The sequence below is a fragment of the Microbulbifer jejuensis genome, from assembly GCF_047289955.1.
Lineage (GTDB): Bacteria > Pseudomonadota > Gammaproteobacteria > Pseudomonadales > Cellvibrionaceae > Microbulbifer.
On sequence record NZ_JBLBUB010000006.1, the window covers coordinates 1 to 25,148 of the forward strand.

The following is a 25,148-nucleotide window of genomic DNA, read 5'->3' on the forward strand; positions in this document are numbered from 1 at the left end:
CAGGGGGAGGTTGATGCAGTGGTATGCGATTTAAATAACCGCCCAAGGAAAACATTAGGCTTTGAAACACCAGAAGATTTAATGGATAATTACTTGGCGGCACAAGCCGCATAAATGGTATGCACTTCAAGGTTGAATCCGCGCATCTAAAGATAAAAGGCGAATGAAAATAGCATCTGACAATTATTGCGATCTTTCAGATACTGCCTATTTTGTTGACTCTGTTAAGGTACCCTGGGGGCTTACGCTTAGCCAGGCCAGAGATCTTGTAAAAGAAGATAGGCAAGCACTACAGGCTTATGGTGGCGGGCCAAATTACAGGGGTCAATGCAGGGAGGCTTTCGGATTCAAGGCCACTGAAGTAAATATTATTGCGCCAGCCGAAGATTGCCCTGTCTTGCAAGTGAATTACAATCTTTCACCTCCAGATCTCAAATCCCAATTAGTGGAGCCGGAATTTTGGGTTAAATCTATTTCTAAATCTATGGGGCCGCCCGTAAAAGAGTCCAAGCGAACAAGCTATAGGATAGACCCATCTCAAAGTTGGCGGGTTATTTATAATGCACGCTGGATGAAAGGCAACATTAGTGTCACCCTGTCAACTAGTGGGGGGTATAGAGAGAATGAGGTCGGAGCTATCTCGATAGCCGGTCTATTTATAGACTGGAAAAATGAAGTGCAGTTTGCCGAGCCTTATCTTGACAAAATTAAAGAGGTTGAAAATTCATTAGTTATTTCCAATCCAAAAGAACTGGTTTCCGAAATAATTAATATAGGGAAAAAACAGAAACCCTATTATATAGCGGACTATGCTCTTCAAAATCCACATGCAACTGCAAATGATAGTGCGCTTCGTAGGGCTCAAAGAGCCTTAAGAAGTCCTTTGCTTTTTGATACTCCTCAGAAACTATCAAATTTAATGAACGATAGCTCTATTTTGATTTGGCAGCCTGAAAATCGAGATGATTTTGTAGTCTCAACAAAATGGGATTCGGTGTTCTTCTCTAAAGATTCAGGAAAAAATAAGATCTCGTGGTTTAATATTCTGCCAGCCAAAGGGAGTGGCGGAATGTCACTGAGTGTAAATGAATTGAGTATTGACGATTTTCATAGCTCTAAAACACTAAGTATACTTGTTGGTAAATTAAGCATCTATCAAAATAAAGATATACAATGCGCTAAAGATTATGATTTCTAGAGCTGTGGCCAGTCGGGTAATGGCGGATTTCCAGCCCCACCCTCCCCAGTCGAGTCAATCAAGGGAACCTCCCCCTTTAGCTGCTCACAGATCCGGACATAAAGGTCTTCCTTTATCCGGCTCTTCTTCTCCAACCGGTGACACAACCGATACGCCAGCATACCATTGCCCAACGAACGCAAGTAATCAGATGGGGTTACCTGACATTCAATTACCCACAAATTCGGCACCAATTTGATTGCTTACCAGCTATTTGTTACCTTTCAGTACATCCGCTGTGCTGAGGGCACACCATGGACTCCTGGTTAGATAAAGAGCTTTCCAGTTGTATTTTCAAGGACAAAAGGCTTATGACAGAGTTGATAATGATGATATTCTTGCTGGTCACTATGATCAGACCAAGAATCGCATTGGAGCAACTCGCGGCCCAATCCTAATTTTGCACGATACCACTGAATTTTCATATAAGAGGGAATCGCCTAAAGCCATTGGACATACTCGAAAATTACCTACACCTGATCGAATAGCTAAAGCATTTGGGCAACAGCACAAAGCCTGTGGGGTATTGATGCATGCAAGTATGGCAATAACGGCCGAAGGGTTACCTCTGGGATTGACTGCTATTAAATTTTGGTCACGAGAAGCGTTCAAGAATACCACCAAACTGAAGAGTAAGATCAATCCAACACGAGTACCTATATCGGCAAAAGAGAGTATAAAGTGGCTTGAAAACCTTAAGTCCTCGAATGAACGAGTTTCAGATAGCCCTGCAAAGCTCGTTCATATCGGCGATAGGGAAAATGACATCTACGAATATCTTTGTCAGTGCCAGGGACTTGGGTCTTATTTTGTGGTGCGCAGCTGTGTGGATCGCTTAGCCAATGAAACAACTCTTGCTGAAGAGGTGGCAACGAGTAAAGCTTATTACAAACATGTGATCAATTTTACAGATAGCGATGGAAATACCGTTAATACGGCAATGAATATCAAGGTAAAAACACTCGCCCTTCATCCTCCTATTGGAAAAGAAGCGAATTATCCCGATTTGCGAGTTACCGTTGTTTCTGCACTTGAAGCCCAAGAGCCTGTTGGCAGAGAGCGTATTAAATGGACATTTCTCACAAACTTACCAGTAAAGAAGAAGGAAAACGCACTAACGGTACTGAATTGGTACAAGCAACGTTGGAAAATAGAAACCTATTTTAAAATATTGAAATCTGGGCTAAAGCTTGAGGAATCAAAGCTAAGAACAGCCGCCAGGCTAACAAGGTTGATTTCCATTTGTTGCATTCTGGCGTGGAGAATACATTGGCTGACAATGTTAAATAGAGAAGACAAGCGGTTGTCTCCAAACTTGGCTTTTGATGATATTGAAAGGAAAATATTGATCCAGTATTTTCAGAAAATAGTGGTGCCTTCAACTTTACAGGATTATATCGATCGATTAGCGAGATTGGGTGGATACTTAGCGCGGGCAAGTGATCCGCCACCAGGCAATACCGTCATTTGGAGAGGCATGAACAAACTGTATGAATTGCGTGCGGGCTTCGAACTCGCCTTAGATGTGGGTAATTGAATGGTTACCTGATCGCTTACGAATGGTACTACAATAGTGACGAAAAAAAGAGCAAATATAATGCGCTACAAATGATGATATATTCTAGGATAGTGGTCGCAATGACCGTTTTTCTATTGTGTACGATTGTATCAATAATGTGTCATTAACTGATTTATAAACAGATATTCCAAGTTGACACACAATTACTTATGAGATAGCAATCAGGATAATAGTAGTCAGGGTGATCACTATATAAATGTTATAAATCAGAAGGGATAAACTGAATGAAGAAGTACCTATCGGCTATAGCAATAACTTTACTGCTGTCCGGGTGTGCAGAACCACTGCCTGAAAAACGTCTGCATTATGTGGGCGAATGGCAAAGTAAAGAAATGAGACTATTGATTCTCGCTGATGGCACTGTTGCTTATAAACGCTTAAAGAGAGGAAGTACCACTTCTGTTAATGGGCCTTTAAAGAAATTTGTGGGCGATGATTTTACTGTTGGCATTCTTTTTCTTACTACAACATTTCACGTCAACGAGCCACCTCATGAAGCTGATGGTGTTTGGACGATGACCGTGGATGGTGTACAGCTGACAAGAGTAAGTGAATAGGATTTATAATTAAAAAGTCAGTATCGCCACTTCGTGGCTGGACGCGCTAACGTGCGCCGCTGCTTTGGGCGCTAATTGTTATACACAAATTTTATAGTTTCAATTTAAAATCAATAAGTTACAGTTTTTATGCAATCAAATTACGTATTTGGCTGAAAAATTAAACAGGACTGGATCAAGGATGAGGTGGAAAATTAAGTCATAACTGACGATCCACTTCCCAGATCGCCTGGATAAATACATAAGGCCACTTGGCTGAGGCGGCGTTTAATACCGTTACTCAAGCAGCCCCTGAAGGCTGCGACAGGCAGCCCAGCAGTGGATGTAAAATTAACGCGATTTAAACAGTAGAATTCGCCTATTCCCTGAATCAGTAATAAATAGCGTATCCTTATAAGCAAAAATTCCAGTAGGTGATTTAAATGTCGAAGCATTCGGCAATTCGCCTGGATCAGCAATTCCATTCTGATTGGCATCATTCTCAATCGAACCGTAAAAATCACTTTGCCCCAAAACATAATCTGCCGGTGCAAAATTCTTTTCCGGCCAGCGATCCCAGATTAAAATCCGATTGTTATTACCATCTGCAATAAACAGTTGTACTCCATTAGACCAGATTCCAGTTGAAGGCTCACTCAAAGTCTTTTCATTTATGGGGCCGTCAGCCTCCTCGTCAGAAGAAGAATACACTTTTTTGTCAGAAAAAGACGCTTGACCTAAAACGATATCTGCGGCTGTAAAGTTATTACCCGGTAGTTTATCCCATAGCAAAATACGGTTATTACCACCATCTACAATAGCCATTTTTTCGCCGTCACTCCAAACATCTGATGGAAGCGCAAGCGTTTGTGCTGAAGGCTGAAATACGGTAGCATCCTGATTCCTATCATTGGAAAAGCAATGCTCCATAGTTGACTGCCCAACAATCAAATCTGCAGGAGTACCACTGTCTTCTGGTACGGCGCTCCATATAAATACACGGGAATTGATCTCATCGGTAGCGAAGAGCTTACCATCAGCAATAGATGCCCCCCAATAAAGATCAAACCCCGCCTCATTCCAACAATCAATATTATCCCCTCCCCTGGGCTTTATATTCAACGCTGGAATTGCCCCTCCGCCCTCCGGTATATTATCGTAAATAGAAAGCAATCTTGGCTGGGATTGTGCTATAAGCAGCCTGCCACGATCAAAGCTAATCTCAACAGGTCTCTGTAGCAGCTGCCTGCTATCTGACAACTTTAGGGTGTCCAAATCATCCTTCCCCATGACCATATTTGCAGATGCGCCATTCACAGTGGGAATAGAATGGAACACCAAAACTCGATTGAGGGAAGTATCCCCTACAAATAACCTCCCATCCCCATCAACTGCTACATCTCCACGAGGAAAATATGCGAAATTTTTGGCGCTAATCCCTGACGTGCTGCTAGAAAAATCATCTTGTCCAATCACAACCTTTGCAGCATCAAAATTCTCAAAATACAGAGGCACCGTAAAACGGCTTGTCAATGTGGTAGTTGCGTTACCTGCCAAATCCTTTGCAGTAATGCTGATTGCACGCTCTTGGCCAGCTACCCAGCGCTCATCAGCCAGGACAGTTAGTGTGTCATTTTCTACATGTGTTTTTGACCATGAGATTTTATATTCATCCTCCAGCAGTGAGCCAGTCAATTGAAGGCTTCCTATATCCATGGCCTCGGAGAATACCACTTGAATGCTGTCATTCTTTTCAAGGCGAATATTTTCAGGGGTGATACGCACCAAAAACGGTGCAGTACTGTCAATAGAGTAACTGGCAGATAATGCTTCCATTTTATTGCCTGCTGCATCTTCAGCATTAACGACTAAAGTCAATTCAGATAATTCTGCCCAGCGCTCACTCGGTTGAAAAACAAAAGTATCACCATCAACTTGAGAAAGTTCTCCTAGCTTTGCCATAGATCCAGACAAAGCAACATTCTGCAGCGTGAGTGGCTCACTGAAATCCAGTTGTATCGCTGCACTCAAACCAATCTCGCTACCATTCATTGGTGTCAGGGTCACTCTCGGGGGGGATATATCACTACCAGAACCACCAGTGACCGGAGGGGCTGCACCTCCATTCTCATCTGATACTTGGTTGCCATCTGAGCTTCCGGAGCCCCCGCCGCTACAACCAAACAACGCGAATAAAATGGATAGAAGAAGGGTTGTTCTTATTATAGATTTTTTCACGTATAGATCTCCAACTCAACAATATTTAATTATACTGAGATACTGAACAGGCAATGGTTTATGTCATCGCTTAAAAATACTCTATATGAGAAGCAAAAAAAGAAACGAGTTAAGCTTCTCTTACAGGAAAATCAAACAGCAATTTGGCTCAAATCATCCTTGACACCTCGCAGATTTTAATAGGCTAAAAAGCATTAACACAAATGACTGAACAATGATCTAAGAAAATTCGTAATTTTATCTTCTGATCACCATCCAACAAAAAACCAAACTCAACGCAGCCTGTAATACAGAGGCCCTTCATGGGCAGCAACTATTTTGTCGAGCAGCTGTCTTTATATTCAGAACAGGTACCACCACGCGTAGTACACGTTTCCAGCAGTTTTCCTTTGGCTTTACGGGAATACCCCTGAGAATACATATCCCCGATCTTTATGTCCTGCATATAACAGGTCCAATTGGGGCGCTCTTCAGTAGGTGCCGGTTGAACCACCGTGACAGGCTGTTGTTCCGGTGCTGTTTGCAAGCTAACGATCAGATTCTGCAAAGTATGCAACTCTTTTCTCAGCCGAATGACCTCTTTCTTTAATTTGCGAACCTCTTCTCCACCGGCGTTACTGCCATTAGCACTGTGGAATTCTTTACGCAGCTTAATTACTTCTCTCTTTAATTGACGCAGCTCATCTGTAGCCAGGGACCGGTCATGGGCTAGCGAAGGAATGGGAAATAAAGCGAGAGAAATCAAAAGGAGCAAACTACGCATAACATCACTTCCGAACCAATTACCGATGCACTATGAAAAACTTACAAGGAATATAGTGTAAATACCCTGAACGGAAAATGAATTGTATCCAGTGAAATAGACCAAAAATCCCATAATGCATCAGTGGTACAATCAATACCTATGAGATATCTATGTGGAATGTCAAAGCGGACCCCACCATCAAAACAGAGTTTGCGGCCAGTTTAAACCGTATCCCCCTTTGCACGCCCAGCTGGACAGCGCCGGGAACAACAAACCCGGTTTAAGGGGAACTGGGACTGTCAATGCCAGGCTGCCGGGGGTAATGCAATAAGATGGACCCCTGTGAATACAGGAGCGTGACCAGCATCCGGTTACCTCTATCAGGCCGAGGGTGTTCAAAACTCTGTGTCAGCCAAGTAGCCTCATAGGCTGATATATTTCTCCAGGCGATCCGGGAAGTGGATCGTCAGCTGTGACAGCGTCAAGTTCCAGTTCTGGATCGGGTGCGTCCAGCGCTCGGAGGCTTTCAGTATACCGGCGTAGAGTAGCTTGAGTAAACTGTTCTCATTGGCAAAGCCGCCCTTGGTTTTAGTCAGCTTGCGAAACTGGCGGTGTACAGCTTCAACGGCGTTGGTAGTGTAAATCGGCGTACGCACGTATTCCGGATACTTGAAGTACGTCGACAGGGTGGGCCACTTGGCTCGCCAGGACTTGATCACCACCGGATATTTATCTCCCCACTTGGCCTCCAACTCGTCCAAGGCGTTCTCGGCAGCATTGAGCGTTGCCGCCTTGTAGAGGCACTTGAGGTCGGCCATAAAGGCCTTCTGGTTCTTCGAGGCCACGTACTTCATCGAGTTGCGAATCTGGTGGATGATGCAGTGCTGAATCTCGGTCTTGGGGTAAAGGTGAGCGCCCCAACAAAGCCGCAATCGCGTTCTGGTTATGTTCTGCTTTCATTAATATGTAAATCTGGTATCTTTCTTCTTCGGTCAGCTGGTGGTAATTCATCAGTGCTTCATCTCTTGGTCGGGAGAGGCGTGGAGTCTATCAGCTGGCTCTTGTCCTTATCCAATTGCACGTATTATCCGAAACCACGGAAGAAGTAAAGGAAGAATGATGCCTCTTATCAATCCGATTGCGCAGCCTACTGATGACGGGGATGTTGAAGCCTTTAAAGCGTGGGCTAAATATCCGGTTCCTGATGATTATCTTGCTTTTTTGCGAGAGTATAATGGCGGATATCTGACTGGAGATGGTCCATGTTTTTATAACCGTGATGATGAAACGATGGCCTGTGTTACGACTTTTATGCATATATCTGAAAAAATAGATAAATGTATAAGTAAAATATTTGAAAAGAATTTTGCCTTTCGTACAGTTAAATATCAAAGCGGCGATATTCAGGACGACTACTTTGCACCTGATCATTACATCAAAATTGCAGATGGTGCGGCGCATGAACACATAGTGATGGATCTGAAAACTGGCTATATTTTTCATTTTGATGATGAAACTGAAGAAGAACTGGAGACAACAGAAGATTTTCTGGAAGAATGCTCATTTCTAGCAGATAGTTTTGACAGTTTTTTCTCGCGGATTTCTGATGATCTGCCTGATTGGGTTTGACAAGAAACTTGATTGGCAGATGAATTTGCTGGGCAATGAGCAGCAGAGCAAGCTTTTAAAAGACGCAAGATTATGATTGGCACCACAAGGGTGGCTTGAGGATGATTGCAGTTGATAGGGACGTTCATCAGCTCTTTAAATATTATGGTGAATTTCTGAAAAATTTGAAGAAGTAAAGGAAGAGTGATGCCTCTTATCAATCCGATTGTGCAGCCTGCTGATGACGGGGAAGTTGAAGCCTTTAAAGCGTGGGCTAAATATCCGGTTCCTGATGATTATCTTGCTTTTTTGAGAGAGTATAATGGCGGATATCTGACTGGAGATGGTCCATGTTTTTATAACCGTGATGATCAAACGATGGCCTGTGTTACGACTTTTATGCATATATCTGAAAAAATAGATAAATGTATAAGTAAAATATTTGAAAAGTATTTTTCCTTTTATACAGTTAAATATCAAAGCGGCGATATTCAGGACGTTTACTTTGCACCTGGTCATTACATCAGAATTGCAAGTGGTGCGGCGCATGAACACATAGTGATGGATCTGAAAACTGGCTATATTTTTCATTTTGATGATGAAACTGAGGAAGAACTGGAGACAACAGAAAATTTTCTGGAAGAATGTTCATTTCTAGCAGATAGTTTTGACAGTTTTTTCTCGCGGATTTCTGATGATCTGCCTGATTGGGTTTGACAAGAAGCTTGATTGGCAGATGAATTTGCTGTGCAATAAGCAGAAGAACGAGCTTTTTAGAAAACACCAATTTATGATTGGCGTCACAATGGTGGCATTAGCCTGACTGTAATTGCTAGCGGCATTCTAAACATCATCGTAAATTTTCAAGAAATTACCGTAAGGTTCAGGGCATGAAATTTTGTTGAAATGCAGCTGAATAAAGAGGTTAATGATGCAAAGAATTTTCTATGAGAGTAAACTTGAGGCTGGCGATGGCAAGCCTTTTGAAGAATGGGCGGAAAGACATTTTGGCATTAGTTTACCAGATGATTTCCTTTTTTTCGTGCAAACAAATGGTATCGGAGCAGACCCCATACCTTGTCAATCTGACGGTAAGATTGGTATGGATCGGATGAAAATCGAAGAGTTTTATGGATGCTTCCCTCCTGAAGATCAGCAATCCATACAATCTCAAACTGCCAAAGCTGCTGCCAATGATCGCATAAGTCATGATATTTTAATATTTGCCTACGGTGGAGGTGGGCATCTAAAATTTACTTTAGCTGTAAATGGGCCGCATAGAGGTAAGGTTTTTGCCTTTGTCGATAGCGGTGTTTATCTGGAAGGGGACCAGATCAGGCTGAAAAATGGAGCTCTGCATCTTGCTGATACATTTAGTGGTTTTATTGATGGTCTCTATGCGGATGCTGATTATATTGATGATTGGGAGGATGCAGCAGGATACCTTCCTGATGAAATCAAAGAGAAATTTGGTTCAGGCCTATAAAGTGGATCGTCGTGTAGCTAGGCTTATGGTTTAGGTGGGTAGGCAGGATATTATCCAAAAATTTAAAAGTAGATTATATGCAGAAAATGTTTTTTACTTGGGAGCCAGAAAATAATAATTCCGAATTGCTTGAAGAGTGGATAGGTAATAGATTTGGTGTTAGCCCTCCTGAGGACTTTCTTATGTTTATTAGAAGTAATGGCATAGGTGTCAGCCCAATTCCGAACCAGTTTTCAGGTAAAATTGGTATGGATCAATTGATAATTGAAGAGTTTTATCAAGTTTTCCCTCCAGAAAAGTCATCCTCGATTCAGACACAGACAAGCCGTGCTATTGACAATGAACGCATAAGCGATGATATGATAGTATTTGCGTATGGGGCGGGCAGTCATTTGAAGTTTGTTTTGGTAGTTAAAGGTGTGAACAGCGGCAATGTCTTTGCTTATATGGATGGCGGTGTTCATATTGATGATAACCAAATTCGGCTAAGTGGTGATGCTGTTCGTTTAGCTTTCTCTTTTTCTAATTTTATTAATGGTCTCTATGCGGATGAAGACAGTCTTGAAGAGTGGGAAGATACAATGGGATATCTCCCTGATGAAATCAAAGAGAAATTTGGTTCTGGCTCATAAAGCGGATCATCGTGTAGCTAAGTTTATGGTTTAGATAGGCAGGATATTGCAGAAGATTTTCTCTATAATAGAGAAGTTAAAACTGGATGCATCCCTGAAGAGACTACCGCGAGGGTTAGGAATTAAAAATAATACCTCTTATCGATCTGACCGTGCAGCCTGCTGATGACAGGGAAATTGAAGCCTTTAAAGCGTGGACTAAATATCTGGTTCCTGATGACTATCTTGCTTTTTTGAGAGAGTATAATGGCGGATATCTGATTGGAGCTAATCCATGCTTTTATAATAGTGATGATCAATCAGTAGCCTGCGTTTCGGCTTTCCCGCATATATCTGAAGGAATAGATAAATGTATGAGTAAAATGTTTGAAAAGCATTTCGACTTTTTTACAGTTGAATTTCAGACGGAAGATTTAAGGGGTAACTATTTTGCACCTGATCATTACATCAAAATTGCAAATGGTGCGCAGCATGAACATATATTGATGGACCTGAAAACAGGCCGTGTTTTTGGTTTTGATGATGAGACGGAAGAAGAGCTGGAAACAACAGAAGATTTTATGGAAGAATGTTCATTTCTAGCAGACAGTTTTGACAGTTTTTTCTCGCAGATTATTAACGAGGGGCCTGACTGGCTTTGACTGAAACTTGATTGGCAGATGAGTTTTCTGTGCAAAGAGCATCAGAACAAGATTTTTAGAAGACGCCTGAATACCAATGGCACCACTATGGTGGCTCTGAAGTGATTGCAGTCGATGGGACGTTTATCAACTATTTAGGCATCATGCTAGCTCTAGCAAAGCGAAATAAGAAAATGTCAGTTTACTATGCAAAAGACGTTGAAATGGATTTTTCAAGATTTGGCAGCATTCTTCCGTTTGAAGAGGATGATGTTGTTCGTTTTTTGAGTTTGTCCGATCAGATTGAGCTTAGTTTTGTTGATTTTTTTAAGAAGAATAATGGAATTGATTTATGCTTAATGTATAAAGATGATTATGCTTTGGCTGATATTTCATCTTTGCAAAGTATTCCAATAACTTGGGAGAGAAATAAGTCTAAATTTAAACATATGGAAAATTATGTTCTGATTTCCTATGGTCCGACATATCATGAGGAATTTTACTATAAAATTCGGGGTGGTCAGGCTCGGAGTGTTTTTCTTTTGGATAATTCAAAAGAAGTGCATTTTGATGATGAGAATTTTGAAGGGGAAGGCGTAACTCATTTGACCTCTTCTTTCGATGATTTTGTTAAAAATCTTTATTACGAAGATTGATGCCTCTTATCAATCCGATCGCAAAGCCTGCTGATGACAGGGAAATTGAAACCTTTAAAAAGTGGGCCAAATATCCGCCTACTGATGATTATCTTTCCTTTTTTAAGGGAGTATAATGGTGGGTATTTGACTGGAGTTAGATCAGGTTTTTATAACAGTGATGATGAAACGGTGGTCCGTGTTTCAAAATTTCAGTATATTTCCAGTGATCCTGAAAAATGTGTCAATGATTTTTTTCGAAATAATTTTTCCTTTTCCGATGTGATCGGTTGAGACTGATGATATTCGAGACAACCATTATGCGTCTGATCCTTACACCAAAATTGCAAATGGTGCGCAGCATGAACATATATTGATGGACCTGAAAACTGGCCGTGTTTTTGGTTTTGATGATGAGACGGAAGAAGAGCTGGAAGCAACAGAAGATTTTCTTGAAAAATGTTTATTTATTGCGGATAGTTTTGACAGTTTTTTCTCACGAATTGTTGATGAAGACCCCGATCCCTGATGATGAGTTTACTGTGCTTAAATGATTGTTCAGTTTGGAGTAGATGTGCAGACTATAAAATATGGATATCCGGATTTAAACGAGCAACTGGATACGGGAATTACCTATCATGAAAAGGCATTCGAGTTCAGCTTTCAGGATCATGAAAGCCTGAAGCAGTATCTGCGTTTTTGCAAGGAAAACGGAACAGGAACCGACCCTCTGCCCTGCCGTTTTGATAAGGGTAATGGATCTCTTTGTATTGAGTTTTTTGAGTGCCTTGCTCCGCATCCAGAATATGGATTTGAGTCAGGCACTACTGTTGTTTCTTGTACAAAAAGTCTTAAAGGATCGATGATACGGGGCAATGTCAATGATGCCCTTATCATTGCATCTGGCAATCATTTGTCGATTGGATTGGTGATCAAGGGTAAGTGTATTGGTAAAGTTTTTGCACTTGAGGATATCAATCCCCTGATTCTTGATGATGATATGGATGACATACCCTCGGATATTGAAGGCATAAACAAACTTGGTGATAGCTTTGAAGAATTTATCAATGCCTTGTCCGCAGATGACGATGATATTGAGGAATGGGAAGAGGATCACGGAGAGTAACCTTCTGTTCAAACAGGGCATATGAAGAGCAGGTGATACCAGCATGAGAACGGTAATAAAAGTCCCATGTTCTTTCGTGGTGATATAAGTTTGAACTAGAAATTTTAAGAGAATTTAGGCCCGTTGGATTTGTTTTTTGTCAGGGCTCGTTACAGGCATCATCGGATTTTGAAGGAGAGGCGAAATGCCAAAAGCAGCACGATTGGGAGATATTGGTTCAGGCCATGGCTATTTTCCTCCGACACCGGCTATTAGCGGTTCCGGCGATACCTTCATCAATGGCAGAAAAGCCGTGAGGTTAGATGATAAATTCGCGCCGCATGGCTGCCCTAAGTTGAGGTGGTAGAGGCGACGGTCACCCAGTCGCCCCCCCAGTTAGAACCCAGCGTGCGCTATTTACGCACTAGGCTCAAGACAAAACCCTTCACGCAGTTATTGGCTGTAGAGTGTGTGGTAGATCCTCACTCTAGGTAACGGAAACAGACGCAAAAAGCGTCCAAACTTTTCCCAGTTGAACGATTTCCGCTGGCTGCGCCGATTGAGCCACTTGAATAGAATCCGCGTAGACTGGTAGAGGAATTGGCCAACACGCCTTGCATTGAAGCTCATACCGAAATAGCGGATATGACCAGCAAGCTTAGCACGGAAGATTTTCCATATAACAGCCAACGGTGCTCTATTCCTGACTTGGCGAGCCCATTGATTTACCTTCGTCAGCTTAGAGCGAACACGTTTACCGCTCGTTTTAACTTTCGGTATTACACGGCCTTTGCGAGACCGTCCCAGGTGGAAAGTAAATCCGAGAAAATCGAATACACCTTGATTATTACCTTTTCGACACTCCGCTTTCGAGAACGAGACCAATTTGGTCTTTTCCTCATTCAGTTTGAGATTGAATTTTGCTAGGCGCTTGATCAACGCCACTCTGATGCGCTCCGCATCCTTGTGATCCCGACAACAGATGACGGCATCGTCAGCGTAACGAAACAATTCAACCCGCCTTCGACAGTGTCTTTTAGCAACCGTTTGGAACCAAGTATCAATCACATAATGCGCGTAGATGTTAGCAAGAACCGGACTGCAAATGCTCCCTTGGGGGACACCTTCATCGCTAATCGACAACTCGCCATCCGTTAACACGCCGGCCTTGAACATACGGCTGATGTACCGGATAAAACGTTTATCTTTAATCTTCTCACACAACATATCCTTGAGCATCTGATGATCCATGGTTCCGAAAAAGTTGGATAAGTCAATGTCAATGACAGTGTCAACTTCATGGTGAAGAAGATGGGTACCCAAGGCTTGGATGGCATCGTGGCAACTTTTCTTTGGCCTGAACCCAAAGGAGCAGTCCAGGAAAAGTGGCTCGTAGATGCTCTCTAGTAATTTCTGGGTCATCTTCTGGATAAGTTTATCCTCGAAGTTACTGATACCCAACGGTCGCACTGCACCTGCTTGCCCTTCCTTGGGGATTAAAACTTGCCTGACCGGACTTGGCCGATATGACATGCTTTTCAGCTGCTGGACGATCCGGGGTAGATTCTCATCGAGGTTCGCTCCGTACATATCTTTACTTACGCCATCACTTCCAATTGCCTTCTTTCCTTTCAGCTCTTGAAAGCAGACTCTCAGTGATTCCACATTAAAGTGGTGCATTAAGCAGTGAAACGGCTTATTGGCATCACTTTGAGATAGCTGCGTTATCCTCGTCAATTTCGTTGTCGCTGTATGTTGGAATTCTGGTGACCCCACAACGTTTCCTCTCCGAGGTTGATTTTACCCACGGCCCTTCCCTCCGCAGGCGTTACCCCGCTTCAACAGTACTATGGCCGATCTGACTTCCAAATAGCCATCTCGATCTCCTCGCTGCTACACTTGTTGATCGATACTTCCATCCTGGAAGAGCTATTGGATCTCCCACGTTCACTTATTTACCTTTGCTACATGCCATGTTCACCGATCCCGAAGAAGCTGCTAAAACCTGCCCTATATTGGGTTTAGCAATATTGCCTTCTAGACTACTAACACTATCGGCCTTCTCACAAAGGTCTGTTAACGGGACTCAATCACTTCAGCTTTCGCTTACGGCCTGCATCATTTCTGTCTACGCTTAACCCCGGTCGTTACCTTCCGACGCTCAAGACTCGATACAGAGTGTGGCGGGTCACCACTTTCTCAGGCAGCACTTTCAGCTGCTGGTAAATTAGCGCTTCGTGGCGCACTAGTAGTTCAGACTTGATTTTACAGTTACCGGTTTTTCAGAAGGTGTTCTGTCAGGTCTAATTCAGTTTACGAGCTTTTCCTTCCAGATGCCTTTTCCATCAACAAGTGTTGCCATCGGAGTGCGGCTGCAACACTTCATACCCTGATGGGTGCGATCATTATTGTAATATACGAGCCATTCATCTAGATCCTTTTGAAGCGCCTCTACAGATCCGTAGATCTTACGACGTAATGATGGTTGGCAGAACTCCTGTAAAATAGTTTTATGAAATCACTCACCGTTATTCTCAATTATGAAAAGGAGAAACAAATGTCGGATGATAAAAAACAATATAGAAAAATCGTCTTTGTTACCACAATAAGAAATTGAAAGCCATTGGAAGAAGTGCAAGGCTCTTCGTAAGTTTGTGCAAATAATCAAATCTACAAGCCACCAGATGGAGTGATAAAATGAACACGAATGATCTGTTTAGCGATGAGCTTTCATATTCTTCATACGCCCAGCAAAGATTCCCAACCGCCTCAACGGAGAATCTTGCATTTTGTGTACGATAATCTTAAACTTTCACCGAATATTGCCTGGACGAAGAGCATGCAACAAGCAATGGCATCGGACCCGCTAGAGCATGCCTGCTCTTTAGTATTAGCGGCGCACTTAATAACATAGGCTGAACATGAACCAACAAAATTTTGAAAAAGAGCTTTTAGAGCTTAAACAGTCACAAAAGCGACTTTTATTTTGTTTTTTTGCCGTTTTTGTTGTTGCCTTTTCTGCAATCTCATTTGGCATCTATAAAATTAACAATCCAAAATTTGCTGAGATTGATGTACAACGAATAAACATCAAAGAACCAGACGGGACCATTCGGTTGACTATATCGAATAGAAGCTTATTTCCGGGGGCTTTTTTTAAAAATAAAGAAATAGACCACCCGAGAGCAATGGCGGGCATGCTTTTCTTTAATGATGAAGGGACAGAAAATGGTGGCTTCATTTTTAATGGTAAATTAAAAGAAAATGGACAGCCATCGAGTGGCTTAAGCTTGACCTTTGACAGATACCAACAAGATCAGCAAATGCAATTGCTAGGAGTTGATGCAGGTGGAAAGCACTTTGCAGGATTGACATTTAATGATGTGGTTGACGGCTTAGACCGGCCTGTGTTTTCAAATAAAGACGAGCAGCTTTCAGAGCAAGGAATATACCCCATTACAAAACGTGTTTTCTTGGGAAAAAAGGCGGATAAAAACTCGACACTTCAGCTTTTTGATGCCAATGGTAATTCACGGCTTGAGTTAAAAGTAACACCAGAAGGTAATGCAGAGATAGCTTTTCTTGATGAAACGGGTAAACCTTTAAAAACGATTACCGCCACCCATTAAAAAAATCCGACTCAACCTGCAAGCGCATATCCCAACAGGACTAGAAAAAGCGTCCCACCAGGAAATTCGGAAATAATGGCCTTATTTGCTGCCACTGACTTTAGACATGGAAACAACGTTGTGATGAAATGCACCAATAGAGCAAGCTTTATCGAGCAATCAATGACACAGGGTACAACATGCACCACTAAACAATAGGTGGCAAGCGTGACAGCCCACCCATGTGCTCTGCCGCTGCACTGTGCGTTAGAAATGCAAAAGAAGGAGTAACAATACCTCGCGCCGTTTCATGCGGCTATAGCCCCGCAGTATTGATAGAATATTTTCTATTTATACAGCACAAAAAAGGCCGCTATAGATAAAGCGGCCTTTTTCACGGATAGGCAGTTGCCCGGCTATTACCAGCCCGTAACTTCCTTCAGAGCGTCGCCAATCTGCGCCAGTGAACGCACGGTTTTTACCCCGGCATCTTCCAGAGCGGCAAACTTTTCATCCGCGGTGCCTGTACCACCGGAGATGATCGCGCCCGCGTGACCCATGCGCTTACCGGGAGGTGCAGTAACACCAGCAATATAGGAAACCACCGGCTTGGTGACGTTTTCCTTGATGTAAGCCGCCGCTTCCTCTTCAGCGGTCCCGCCGATTTCACCAATCATTACGATGGCTTCGGTCTGCGGGTCCTTCTGGAACATTTCCAGGATATCAATGAAGTTGGAACCGGGAATGGGGTCTCCACCGATGCCCACGCAAGTGGACTGGCCGAAACCGTAGTCGGTGGTCTGCTTCACTGCTTCATACGTCAGGGTGCCGGAACGGGAAACGATGCCTACTTTACCCGGCTTGTGAATGTGACCTGGCATAATGCCGATCTTGCACTCACCCGGAGTAATCACACCCGGACAGTTGGGGCCGATCAGGCGCACACCCAATTCATCACACTTCACTTTGGCGTCGAGCATATCCAGTGTCGGGATACCTTCGGTGATACAAACGATCAGCTTGATACCGCCATTGGCCGCTTCCAGGATGGAATCCTTACAAAAGGGCGCGGGCACGTAGATAACCGAGGCCTCTGCACCGGTGGCTGCCACGGCTTCTTTCACGGTGTTGAATACCGGCAGGCCCAGGTGAGTCTGGCCGCCTTTACCCGGCGTCACACCACCCACCATTTTGGTGCCGTACGCAATCGCCTGCTCGGAGTGGAAAGTCCCCTGGGAGCCGGTGAAGCCCTGACAGATTACTTTAGTGTCTTTATTAATCAGTACTGACATGATTATTTACCCTCCGCAGCTTTAACCACTTGCTGAGCCGCATCGGTCAGGCTGGTGGCCGCGATAATGTTCAAGCCACTGTCGCTCAACACCTTGGCGCCCAGGTCTGCGTTGTTACCTTCCAGACGCACCACAACCGGCACTTTTACACCCACTTCTTTCACTGCGCCAACCACCCCTTCGGCAATCATGTCACAGCGAACGATACCGCCGAAGATATTGATCAGTACGGCTTTTACGTTCTCGTCTGAGAGGATGATTTTGAACGCTTCCACAACCCGCTCTTTGGTGGCGCCGCCGCCCACGTCGAGGAAGTTGGCCGGCTTGCCGCCGTGCAGGTTCACGATGTCCATAGTGCCCATAGCCAGGCCAGCACCGTTGACCATACAGCCGATGCTGCCATCGAGCGCTACGTAGTTCAGGTCAAACCTGGCCGCATGCGATTCGCGCGGATCTTCCTGGGAAGGATCGTGCATTTCGCGCAAGTCAGCGTGGCGGTACAGGGCGTTTCCGTCGATCACCACCTTGGCGTCCAGGCAGTGCAGGTTGCCTTCGGTGGTGATCACCAGCGGATTGATTTCCAACAGGGCCAGATCTTTTTCCTGGAACATTTTCGCAAGACCCAGGAAGATCTTGGTGAACTGCTTAACCTGGGTCGGGTTCAGGCCCAGTTTAAACGCCAGCTCACGCCCCTGGTACGGCTGGGCGCCCACCAGTGGATCAATGGTCGCTTTCAGAATTTTTTCCGGGGTTTCTTCCGCGACTTTCTCAATTTCAACGCCGCCTTCGGTGGACGCCATAAAAACGATACGACGGGTGGAGCGATCCACAACCGCACCCAGGTAGAGTTCCTGATCGATATCGGTGCAGCTCTCAACCAGGATGCGGGTTACCGGTTGGCCATTCTCATCTGTCTGGTAAGTTACCAAACGCTCACCCAGCCATTGTTTGGCAAATTCTTCAATTTCCGCCTTGGAATCTACCAGCTTTACACCACCCGCTTTACCGCGGCCCCCCGCGTGTACCTGGGCCTTAACCACCCACTTATCACCACCAATCTCGTCAGCCGCCGCTACTGCCGCTGCCGGGGTTTCCGCCGCAATGCCTTTGGAAACCGGCAATCCGTATGCCGCAAACAGTTGTTTGCCCTGATACTCATGCAAGTTCATAGTCAATACCAATTCACATCTAACATGTGTTTATGAATTGCAGATTACTCTGCACCTGAAGACAAAATTCAACCTTTACACCACTGCAAATTTTGAATTCCGCAAATGAAACCGGGGCAGCCACTTAACTTTTAATTGGCTGCCCCGCGATCGAAAATTGCGCTTACTTGCGCTTTTTGCGGTTTACGGCGTGAATCGCATGGCCATTCACACCAAGGGCCGCTTCCTTCACGGTCTCGGAAAGAGTCGGGTGCGCAAATACGGTCATACCGATATCCTCGGCACTGGAACCGAATTCCATCGCAATCGCCACCTGCTGCACCAAATCTGCGGCGGACGGGCCGACAATATGGGCACCCAATACGCGATCAGTTTCCGCGTGGGCGATAATTTTTACCAGGCCCTGAGTATCATTGGCCGCCATGGCACGACCGTTGATCGCGAACGGGAAGCTACCCACGTTGTAGGGCTCGCCATCGGCCTTAACCTGCTCTTCGGTACGGCCAACCGAGGCGATTTCCGGGTGGGTGTAAATCACATTGGGGATCACGTCGTAGTTCATCATGGGCTTCTGGCCGGCGATGCGCTCGGCAACCACAACCCCTTCCTCAGAAGCCTTGTGTGCCAGCATGGGGCCGCGCACCACGTCGCCAACCGCCCAAACGCCCGGTGCGGAGGTCATGCACAGATCGTTGACATAGATAGATCCGCGCTCGTCCATCTTCACACCGGCATCTTCGGCCAGCAGGCCTTCGGTGTAGGGGCGGCGGCCCACGCAAACGATCAGTTTGTCGAAGGTTTCGCTGTGCTCCTTACCGTCTTTGTCCTGGTAGGTGACAACCACTTCCCCACCCTGCACTTCAGAACCGGTAACACGGCAGGCAAGGCGGATATCCAGGCCCTGCTTTTTGAGAATCTTTTGGGATTCTTTCGCAATCTGCTGGTCCATCACTGGCAGGAATTTGTCCAGCGCCTCCAGAACCACAACGTCGGAACCCAGGCGGCTCCAGACAGAGCCCAGCTCCAAACCAATCACGCCAGCGCCGATAACACCCAGGCGCTTGGGTACTTCGGTGAATTCCAGGGCGCCGGTTGAATCCACGATAACCGTGTTGTCCACCGGGGCGGGCGGAATGTTCACAGGTACAGAGCCGGAAGCCAGAATCACATGTTCCGCCTCAAAGATCGCAGACTTGCCCTCATCATCAGTCACTTCCACTTTTTTGTTCGCCAGCAATTTGCCGGTGCCAAAAATGGAGGTCACTTTATTGGCCTTGAACAAGCCGGCCACACCACCGGTCAGCTTGTTGACGATCTCTTCCTTGCGCTCGATCATTTTGTTGACATCCATCTTGACCTTGCCAACCGAGATGCCGTGCACACCGAGCGTATCCTTGGCCTCGTGATATTTCCACGAGCTGTCCAGCAAAGCCTTCGATGGGATACAACCCACATTCAGGCAGGTACCACCGTTTACGTTTTTCCCTTCCCTGTCCTTCCACTTTTCGATACAGGCGGTTTTCAGACCCAGTTGAGCGGCACGGATGGCAGCGACATAACCACCGGGACCAGAGCCAATTACGATTACGTCAAATTTTTCCGACATGATCAGTTCCAGATTTTTCTAAATTCAGTGTGATCGAGGGAACCGCCGGGGCGGCCCCTGAACAAAGGCGCTCAGATTTCGAGCAGAATGCGCGCCGGATCTTCGATCATCTCTTTAATGGCCACCAGAAAGCCAACCGCTTCCTTACCGTCGATCAGGCGGTGATCGTAAGACAGTGCCAGGTACATCATCGGCAGGATTTCCACCTTACCATCGACTGCCATGGGACGCTCCTGGATTTTGTGCATACCCAGGATTGCGGTTTGCGGCGGGTTCAGGATCGGGGTGGAAAGCAGGGAGCCAAACACGCCGCCATTGGTAATGGTGAAGGTGCCCCCGGTCATCTCTTCAATGGAGAGCTTGCCGTCGCGGGCACGCGTGCCCAGATCGCGGATACGGTTTTCCATATCCGCAAGGCCCAGATTCTCAGCATTGCGCAAGATCGGCACTACCAGCCCTTTTGGGGAAGATACCGCCACACCGATATCCTGGTAGCCGTGGTAGACGATATCGTTACCGTCGATAGAAGCGTTTACCGCTGGGAAGCGTTTCAGGGCCTCTACCGCAGCTTTGACGAAAAAGCCCATAAAGCCCAGGCGGGTGCCGTTATGGACCTTCTCAAACAGCGCTTTGTAGTTTTTGCGCAGGTCCATCACCGGCTGCATGTTGACTTCATTGAAGGTGGTGAGCATGGCGGTGGACTGACTCGCGTCCAGTAAGCGCTCGGCAATGCGTTTGCGCATACGGTTCATGGGTACGCGTTTTTCTACACGCTCACCCGCAGCAACTGCCACCTCAGCAGCAGCCACAGGCGCCACAGCCGCGGGTGCTGTGCCGGCCTTCATTACATCCTCTTTGAGAATGCGCCCACCCTTACCGGTGCCTTCCACACCGGCCAGGTCAAGGCCCTTTTCCGCTGCCATCTTCCTGGCAGAGGGCATGGTGATTTTTTCACCGGCGGCGGGCACTGCGTCTTCGGCGGCAGGCGCCTCGGCCTGCTCTTCTGCCGGAGTAGCTGCGGCGCCGGCTCCCGGCTCAAACTTGGCGATCACTTCATTGGAGAGCACGGTATCGCCCTCATCCTTGAGGATCTCGGAAAGGGCGCCGTCTGCCGGCGCAACCACTTCCAGTACCACTTTATCGGTTTCGATATCCACGATCAGTTCATCGCGGGACACGGCTTCGCCGGGTTTTTTATGCCAGGTGGCAACTGTGCCGTCCTGGACGGATTCCGGGAAAGTTGGCGCTTTAATCTCGATCGTCATTTTCCTGTTTCCTGAGATTGACTCTGCTTTACTGACTGCCGTCGTTGTTTGACGGTCAGCGCCTCGTTGATGAACTTATTCTGTTCCTCCAGGTGCGTGGACATATAGCCCGCCGCAGGGGCCGCTGAGGGCGCGCGGCCCACATATTCCAGGTCCAGCTTGGGGTGCGTTTCCGCCAGCAGGCGGCGCAGATGGTGCTGGCTGTGGTACCAGGCGCCCTGGTTCATGGGCTCTTCCTGGCACCAGGCGGCACTCTTAATATTCTTGTACACGGACACCGCCTCCACGAATGCTTCGTCTGGGAAGGGGTACAGCTGTTCGATACGCACAAGGGCCACATCTTCCTGCGTGCGCTCCAGACGCGCCTCCAGCAGGTGGTAGTACACCTTGCCGGAACACAGGACCAGACGCTTGACCTTGGCCGGGTCCACGCCCTGATCCTGGATCACAGTGTGGAAACGCCCCTCCGCCAGCGCCTCCAGGCTGGAAGTGGCCAGCTTGTGACGCAAAATCCACTTCGGGCTCATAATGACCAGTGGGCGGCGCATCGGGCGGATCACCTGGCGGCGCAGCAGGTGAAAGATCTGCGCAGGCGTAGTGGCATTACACACCTGGATATTGTGCTCGGCACACAGCTGCATAAAGCGCTCCAGGCGGGCTGAGGAGTGCTCCGGACCCTGGCCCTCATAACCGTGTGGCAGCATCAACACCAGGCCGCACATACGCCCCCACTTGTGCTCACCGGAAGTGATGAACTGGTCGATCACCACCTGGGCACCATTGGCGAAGTCCCCGAATTGCGCTTCCCACACCACCAGGGATTTCGGTGTAGTGGTGGAGTAGCCGTATTCAAAGGCCAGTACCGCCTCTTCCGAGAGCAGGGAGTCATAGATATAAAATGGCGGTTGGTCTTCAAACATGTGCTGCAGGGGCACATAGCACTGGCCGTCTTTCTGGCTGTGAATCACCGCATGGCGGTGAGAGAAAGTACCGCGTCCCACGTCCTCACCAGTGAAGCGGATCAGACAGCCCTGCTCCAACAGGGTGCCGTAGGCCAAAGTCTCCGCCATGCCCCAGTTCAGCGGCAGAGCGCCGGCGGCCATTTTGCGCCGATCATCGTAAATTTTGGAGACCTGGCGCTGCATCACAATACCGTCGGGCACGGTGGTCATGCGGTTGGCCACATCCTGCAGTTTCGGCAGGGCAAAACCGGTATCCGCAGGCTCCTGCCAGTCGTGACCCAGATAGGGACTCCAATCCACAAACATGGAAGCATCCGGCTGTTTTACCAAGCCGGTGGCCACGTCTTCGCCCGCATCCAGCTTGTCGCGGTAATCATTGGCCAGCTTGTCTGCCGCCGGTTTGTCCAGAACACCCTGGCTGATCAGCTTCTCTGCAAACAGCGTACGGGTGGTCTTGTGCTTGCGAATCGCCTGATACATCAGCGGCTGGGTGCCGGAGGGATCATCGGTCTCGTTGTGGCCCCGGCGGCGGTAGCACACCAGGTCGATGACAATGTCTTTCTTGAACTCATAGCGGTAATCCACCGCCAGCAGTGCCGCCAACACCACCATTTCCGGGTCGTCGCCGTTGACGTGCAGTACCGGGGCATCAATCATCTTGGCCGGGTCAGTACAGTACTCGGTGGAGCGAGCGTCCTCGCGCTTACTGGTGGTAAAACCCACCTGATTGTTCAGTACGATATGTACCGTGCCACCGGTGTAGTAACCGCGGGTCTGGGACATCTGCAGGGTTTCCTGCACAACACCCTGACCGGCAAACGCCGCATCACCATGGATATTGATGGGCATGACCTTCTCACCGGTGCCATCCTTGCGGCGATCCTGGCGGGCGCGTACGGAGCCGACAACCACCGGGGCACAGATTTCCAGATGCGAGGGATTGAAAGCCAGCGCCAGGTGCACTTCGCCACCGGGGGTCATCACGTTGGAGGAGAAGCCCTGGTGATACTTGACATCACCGGAAGTATCCAGGGTCTTCTTGCCTTCGAACTCCTGGAACAGGTCTGTGGGATTTTTGCCGAGAATATTCACCAGGGTGTTCAGGCGACCGCGGTGGGCCATGCCGATGACGATTTCCTTCACACCATAGGTGCCGGAGCGACGAATCAGCGCATCCATCATGGGAATCAGGCTTTCCCCGCCCTCCACGCCGAAGCGCTTGGTGCCCGGGTACTTGGAGTCCAGGTGGCGTTCAAGCCCCTCCGCTGCGGAGAGACGCTGCAGGATTTCAATGCGAATGTCGTTGCCGAAATTGGCCCTGGACTGGCTGCGCTCCAGGCGCTGCTGGAGCCACTGCTGCTCTTCGAGGTTGGACAGGTGCATAATCTCTGCACCCAGGTTACCGCAGTAGGTGTGCTCCAGATTCTCGATAATTTCCCTCAGGGTCGCCTCTTCCTTGCCGATAAAGAGGCTGCCGGTATTGAAGGTGGTGTCAAAATCCCCCTCGGTAAGACCGTGGTAATTCAGCTGCAGGTCTGGCACCTGTTCACGGGCCATCAGGCCGAGCGGGTCCAGGGTGGCCTTTTTGTGACCGCGGTGGCGGTAGGATTCGATCAATTGCAGCACTTTGATCTGCTTGCGCTCGTGCTCGATATTCACGGAACCGGAGCCGGGCGCCACAACCGGGCGCGCGCGGTGCCTGCTGAGCAGTTCAAAGTGCTGGCGCACCGCAGCGTGGGAAACATCATTGCTTCCCCCCACTCGGGGGAGGCTGTCAAAGTAATTGCGCCACTCCTCCGGCACCCCGTTGGCATCGTGCAAATAGATCTCGTACAGCGCCTCCACGTAGGCGGCATTGCCCCCGGAGATATGGGAGCTGCGCCACAGCTGCTCCATGGTACTTTCGTGCATGTTAATGCCTACCTCAGTTGCAGTGCGCTTCTCATCGCTTACGCCACTGCCTTTCCTTTCACTCACAAAAGGGGAGGCGCCTAAAGCCACCTCCCCTTTTCAATTGAATGCCGGTTTATCGGCTTGATGTCATTGGATCAGTACGTTACCCGGTCGGTCCGCAATAGGCGGACACTGGCAGGGCGACCCTGTCCCCTATACCGCACGGGTCAATAGCATGTTGCGGATATGGCCAATAGCGCGCGTGGGATTTAATCCCTTTGGGCACACATTCACACAGTTCTGAATACTGTGACAGCGGAATACACTGAAGGGGTCGTCCAGGTTGGAAAGTCGCTCGTCGGTGGCCAGGTCGCGGCTGTCCGCCAGAAAGCGGTAGGACTGCAGCAACCCGGCCGGCCCGATAAACTTGTCGGGGTTCCACCAATAGGACGGACAGGCGGTGGAGCAGCAGGCGCACAGAATACACTCGTACAGGCCGTCGAGTTTTTCACGCTCTTGCGGGGACTGCAGGCGCTCAATCGCGGGCGCCGGGGTATCATTTTGCAGATACGGCTCGATCTTTTTGTACTGTTCGTAGAACAGTTCCATATCCACCACCAAATCGCGGATCACCGGCATACCCGGTAGTGGACGCAACACCAGTTTATTTTTCGGTGCCGCTTCCGACAGGGGCGTGGTACAGGCCAGGCCGTTGCGTCCGGAGATATTCATCCCGTCGGAACCGCATACACCCTCGCGACAGGAGCGGCGAAAGGACAGGGTCGCGTCCTCGGCCTTGAGCAGCTCCAGCACGTCCAGCACCATCAGATCCTTGCCCTGGGTATCCAACTCGTAGTCCTGCATATAAGGCGCTTTGTCGGTTTCCGGGTTGTAACGGTAAATGCTTACTTTCAACATACTCTATTCCGCTC

At 47.5% G+C, this 25,148-nt stretch carries 23 protein-coding genes and 3 pseudogenes; 14 read left to right on the forward strand and 12 right to left on the reverse strand.

Annotated elements, in window-relative coordinates; translation table 11 throughout:
- The first annotated feature begins 163 nt into the window (after positions 1-163).
- The 3 genes from ACL7TT_RS05115 to ACL7TT_RS05125 all read left to right on the forward strand — a co-directional run bounded on the left by ACL7TT_RS05115 (position 164) and on the right by ACL7TT_RS05125 (position 3,373).
- Positions 164-1,198 (forward strand): hypothetical protein, encoded by a 1,035-nt coding sequence (locus ACL7TT_RS05115; RefSeq protein ID WP_413393680.1) that lies wholly within the window; start codon positions 164-166, stop codon positions 1,196-1,198.
- Between the two features lie 325 nt (positions 1,199-1,523).
- Positions 1,524-2,774, forward strand: a complete 1,251-nt coding sequence (locus tag ACL7TT_RS05120; protein WP_413393682.1) for an IS4 family transposase — start codon at positions 1,524-1,526, stop codon at positions 2,772-2,774.
- Positions 2,775-3,040: 266 nt separating this feature from the next.
- Positions 3,041-3,373, forward strand: coding sequence for a lipoprotein (locus ACL7TT_RS05125; RefSeq protein ID WP_413393684.1), 333 nt, complete (start codon positions 3,041-3,043; stop codon positions 3,371-3,373).
- Positions 3,374-3,703: 330 nt separating this feature from the next.
- Here ACL7TT_RS05125 and ACL7TT_RS05130 read toward each other — a convergent pair whose 3' ends face one another.
- The 4 genes and pseudogenes from ACL7TT_RS05130 to ACL7TT_RS20505 all read right to left on the reverse strand — a co-directional run.
- Positions 3,704-5,590 (reverse strand): Ig-like domain-containing protein, encoded by a 1,887-nt coding sequence (locus ACL7TT_RS05130; protein WP_413393686.1) that lies wholly within the window; start codon positions 5,588-5,590, stop codon positions 3,704-3,706.
- A 313-nt stretch (positions 5,591-5,903) separates the two neighbouring features.
- Positions 5,904-6,353, reverse strand: a complete 450-nt coding sequence (locus ACL7TT_RS05135) for a hypothetical protein (RefSeq protein ID WP_413393688.1) — start codon at positions 6,351-6,353, stop codon at positions 5,904-5,906.
- Positions 6,354-6,757: 404 nt separating this feature from the next.
- A pseudogene (locus ACL7TT_RS05140) lies at positions 6,758-7,243 on the reverse strand (transposase); the annotation flags it as partial.
- A 7-nt stretch (positions 7,244-7,250) separates the two neighbouring features.
- Positions 7,251-7,349, reverse strand: a pseudogene (locus tag ACL7TT_RS20505) (helix-turn-helix domain-containing protein); the annotation flags it as partial.
- Positions 7,350-7,454: 105 nt separating this feature from the next.
- Here ACL7TT_RS20505 and ACL7TT_RS05150 point away from each other — a divergent pair.
- The 10 genes from ACL7TT_RS05150 to ACL7TT_RS05195 all read left to right on the forward strand — a co-directional run bounded on the left by ACL7TT_RS05150 (position 7,455) and on the right by ACL7TT_RS05195 (position 12,788).
- A complete protein-coding gene (locus ACL7TT_RS05150) occupies positions 7,455-7,964 on the forward strand; it encodes an SMI1/KNR4 family protein (protein WP_413393690.1) in 510 nt (169 codons plus the stop codon).
- Positions 7,965-8,150: 186 nt separating this feature from the next.
- Positions 8,151-8,660 (forward strand): SMI1/KNR4 family protein, encoded by a 510-nt coding sequence (locus ACL7TT_RS05155; protein WP_413393692.1) that lies wholly within the window; start codon positions 8,151-8,153, stop codon positions 8,658-8,660.
- Between the two features lie 211 nt (positions 8,661-8,871).
- Positions 8,872-9,429: an SMI1/KNR4 family protein gene (locus ACL7TT_RS05160; RefSeq protein WP_413393694.1), complete on the forward strand. Its 558-nt coding sequence runs from the start codon at positions 8,872-8,874 to the stop codon at positions 9,427-9,429.
- A 77-nt stretch (positions 9,430-9,506) separates the two neighbouring features.
- Positions 9,507-10,061 (forward strand): hypothetical protein, encoded by a 555-nt coding sequence (locus tag ACL7TT_RS05165; RefSeq protein WP_413393696.1) that lies wholly within the window; start codon positions 9,507-9,509, stop codon positions 10,059-10,061.
- Positions 10,062-10,213: 152 nt separating this feature from the next.
- Positions 10,214-10,702 (forward strand): SMI1/KNR4 family protein, encoded by a 489-nt coding sequence (locus ACL7TT_RS05170; protein WP_413393698.1) that lies wholly within the window; start codon positions 10,214-10,216, stop codon positions 10,700-10,702.
- Between the two features lie 101 nt (positions 10,703-10,803).
- Positions 10,804-11,337 carry a hypothetical protein gene (locus tag ACL7TT_RS05175; protein ID WP_413393699.1) on the forward strand — a complete coding sequence of 178 codons (534 nt, stop codon included), beginning with the start codon at positions 10,804-10,806 and terminating at the stop codon, positions 11,335-11,337.
- 33 nt (positions 11,338-11,370) lie between these two features.
- Positions 11,371-11,610 (forward strand): hypothetical protein, encoded by a 240-nt coding sequence (locus tag ACL7TT_RS05180; protein WP_413393701.1) that lies wholly within the window; start codon positions 11,371-11,373, stop codon positions 11,608-11,610.
- Positions 11,611-11,692: 82 nt separating this feature from the next.
- Positions 11,693-11,845 carry a hypothetical protein gene (locus tag ACL7TT_RS05185; protein ID WP_413393702.1) on the forward strand — a complete coding sequence of 51 codons (153 nt, stop codon included), beginning with the start codon at positions 11,693-11,695 and terminating at the stop codon, positions 11,843-11,845.
- A gap of 45 nt (positions 11,846-11,890) precedes the next feature.
- Positions 11,891-12,442: a hypothetical protein gene (locus ACL7TT_RS05190; RefSeq protein WP_413393704.1), complete on the forward strand. Its 552-nt coding sequence runs from the start codon at positions 11,891-11,893 to the stop codon at positions 12,440-12,442.
- A 184-nt stretch (positions 12,443-12,626) separates the two neighbouring features.
- Entirely contained in the window at positions 12,627-12,788 is a 162-nt protein-coding gene (locus tag ACL7TT_RS05195) for a PAAR domain-containing protein (protein WP_413393706.1), read from the forward strand.
- A gap of 86 nt (positions 12,789-12,874) precedes the next feature.
- Here ACL7TT_RS05195 and ltrA read toward each other — a convergent pair whose 3' ends face one another.
- Positions 12,875-14,197, reverse strand: a complete 1,323-nt coding sequence (ltrA, locus tag ACL7TT_RS05200) for a group II intron reverse transcriptase/maturase (protein ID WP_413393708.1) — start codon at positions 14,195-14,197, stop codon at positions 12,875-12,877.
- A 532-nt stretch (positions 14,198-14,729) separates the two neighbouring features.
- Positions 14,730-14,939: pseudogene (locus tag ACL7TT_RS05205) on the reverse strand (IS3 family transposase); the annotation flags it as partial.
- Positions 14,940-15,342: 403 nt separating this feature from the next.
- On the opposite strand from ACL7TT_RS05205, the gene ACL7TT_RS05210 reads away from it, so the two are divergent.
- The gene (locus tag ACL7TT_RS05210; RefSeq protein ID WP_413393710.1) at positions 15,343-16,050 is read left to right on the forward strand and encodes a hypothetical protein; all 708 of its coding nucleotides are present in this window, start codon (positions 15,343-15,345) and stop codon (positions 16,048-16,050) included.
- Between the two features lie 398 nt (positions 16,051-16,448).
- Here the strand turns inward: ACL7TT_RS05210 and sucD are convergent, their stop codons facing one another.
- From sucD to ACL7TT_RS05240, 6 genes are all read right to left on the reverse strand, one after another.
- The gene (sucD, locus tag ACL7TT_RS05215) at positions 16,449-17,321 is read right to left on the reverse strand and encodes a succinate--CoA ligase subunit alpha (RefSeq protein WP_413393712.1); all 873 of its coding nucleotides are present in this window, start codon (positions 17,319-17,321) and stop codon (positions 16,449-16,451) included.
- 2 nt (positions 17,322-17,323) lie between these two features.
- Positions 17,324-18,490: an ADP-forming succinate--CoA ligase subunit beta gene (sucC, locus tag ACL7TT_RS05220; protein WP_299945429.1), complete on the reverse strand. Its 1,167-nt coding sequence runs from the start codon at positions 18,488-18,490 to the stop codon at positions 17,324-17,326.
- A 163-nt stretch (positions 18,491-18,653) separates the two neighbouring features.
- Positions 18,654-20,096 carry a dihydrolipoyl dehydrogenase gene (gene lpdA, locus ACL7TT_RS05225; RefSeq protein WP_413393714.1) on the reverse strand — a complete coding sequence of 481 codons (1,443 nt, stop codon included), beginning with the start codon at positions 20,094-20,096 and terminating at the stop codon, positions 18,654-18,656.
- A 71-nt stretch (positions 20,097-20,167) separates the two neighbouring features.
- On the reverse strand, positions 20,168-21,361 hold the full coding sequence (gene odhB / locus ACL7TT_RS05230; protein WP_299945423.1) for a 2-oxoglutarate dehydrogenase complex dihydrolipoyllysine-residue succinyltransferase: 1,194 nt from the start codon (positions 21,359-21,361) through the stop codon (positions 20,168-20,170).
- Entirely contained in the window at positions 21,358-24,234 is a 2,877-nt protein-coding gene (locus ACL7TT_RS05235) for a 2-oxoglutarate dehydrogenase E1 component (RefSeq protein ID WP_413393873.1), read from the reverse strand. The genes odhB and ACL7TT_RS05235 overlap by 4 nt, the downstream gene beginning before the upstream one ends.
- Positions 24,235-24,429: 195 nt before the next feature.
- Complete coding sequence (locus ACL7TT_RS05240) at positions 24,430-25,134, reverse strand: succinate dehydrogenase iron-sulfur subunit (RefSeq protein ID WP_299945420.1); 705 nt, start codon at positions 25,132-25,134, stop codon at positions 24,430-24,432.
- Between the last annotated feature and the right edge of the window lie 14 nt (positions 25,135-25,148).

Bases quoted from the DNA above. Each gene is read 5' to 3' on its own strand.
- ACL7TT_RS05115 (WP_413393680.1), top strand. From the start codon at position 164: ATGAAAATAGCATCTGACAATTATTGCGATCTTTCAGATACTGCCTAT.
- ACL7TT_RS05125 (WP_413393684.1), top strand. From the start codon at position 3,041: ATGAAGAAGTACCTATCGGCTATAGCAATAACTTTACTGCTGTCCGGG.
- ACL7TT_RS05135 (WP_413393688.1), bottom strand. From the start codon at position 6,353: ATGCGTAGTTTGCTCCTTTTGATTTCTCTCGCTTTATTTCCCATTCCT.
- ACL7TT_RS05150 (WP_413393690.1), top strand. From the start codon at position 7,455: ATGCCTCTTATCAATCCGATTGCGCAGCCTACTGATGACGGGGATGTT.
- ACL7TT_RS05155 (WP_413393692.1), top strand. From the start codon at position 8,151: ATGCCTCTTATCAATCCGATTGTGCAGCCTGCTGATGACGGGGAAGTT.
- ACL7TT_RS05160 (WP_413393694.1), top strand. From the start codon at position 8,872: ATGATGCAAAGAATTTTCTATGAGAGTAAACTTGAGGCTGGCGATGGC.
- ACL7TT_RS05165 (WP_413393696.1), top strand. From the start codon at position 9,507: ATGCAGAAAATGTTTTTTACTTGGGAGCCAGAAAATAATAATTCCGAA.
- ACL7TT_RS05180 (WP_413393701.1), top strand. From the start codon at position 11,371: ATGACAGGGAAATTGAAACCTTTAAAAAGTGGGCCAAATATCCGCCTA.
- ACL7TT_RS05185 (WP_413393702.1), top strand. From the start codon at position 11,693: ATGGACCTGAAAACTGGCCGTGTTTTTGGTTTTGATGATGAGACGGAA.
- ACL7TT_RS05195 (WP_413393706.1), top strand. From the start codon at position 12,627: ATGCCAAAAGCAGCACGATTGGGAGATATTGGTTCAGGCCATGGCTAT.
- ACL7TT_RS05210 (WP_413393710.1), top strand. From the start codon at position 15,343: ATGAACCAACAAAATTTTGAAAAAGAGCTTTTAGAGCTTAAACAGTCA.
- sucD (WP_413393712.1), bottom strand. From the start codon at position 17,321: ATGTCAGTACTGATTAATAAAGACACTAAAGTAATCTGTCAGGGCTTC.
- sucC (WP_299945429.1), bottom strand. From the start codon at position 18,490: ATGAACTTGCATGAGTATCAGGGCAAACAACTGTTTGCGGCATACGGA.
- lpdA (WP_413393714.1), bottom strand. From the start codon at position 20,096: ATGTCGGAAAAATTTGACGTAATCGTAATTGGCTCTGGTCCCGGTGGT.
- odhB (WP_299945423.1), bottom strand. From the start codon at position 21,361: ATGACGATCGAGATTAAAGCGCCAACTTTCCCGGAATCCGTCCAGGAC.
- ACL7TT_RS05235 (WP_413393873.1), bottom strand. From the start codon at position 24,234: ATGCACGAAAGTACCATGGAGCAGCTGTGGCGCAGCTCCCATATCTCC.
- ACL7TT_RS05240 (WP_299945420.1), bottom strand. From the start codon at position 25,134: ATGTTGAAAGTAAGCATTTACCGTTACAACCCGGAAACCGACAAAGCG.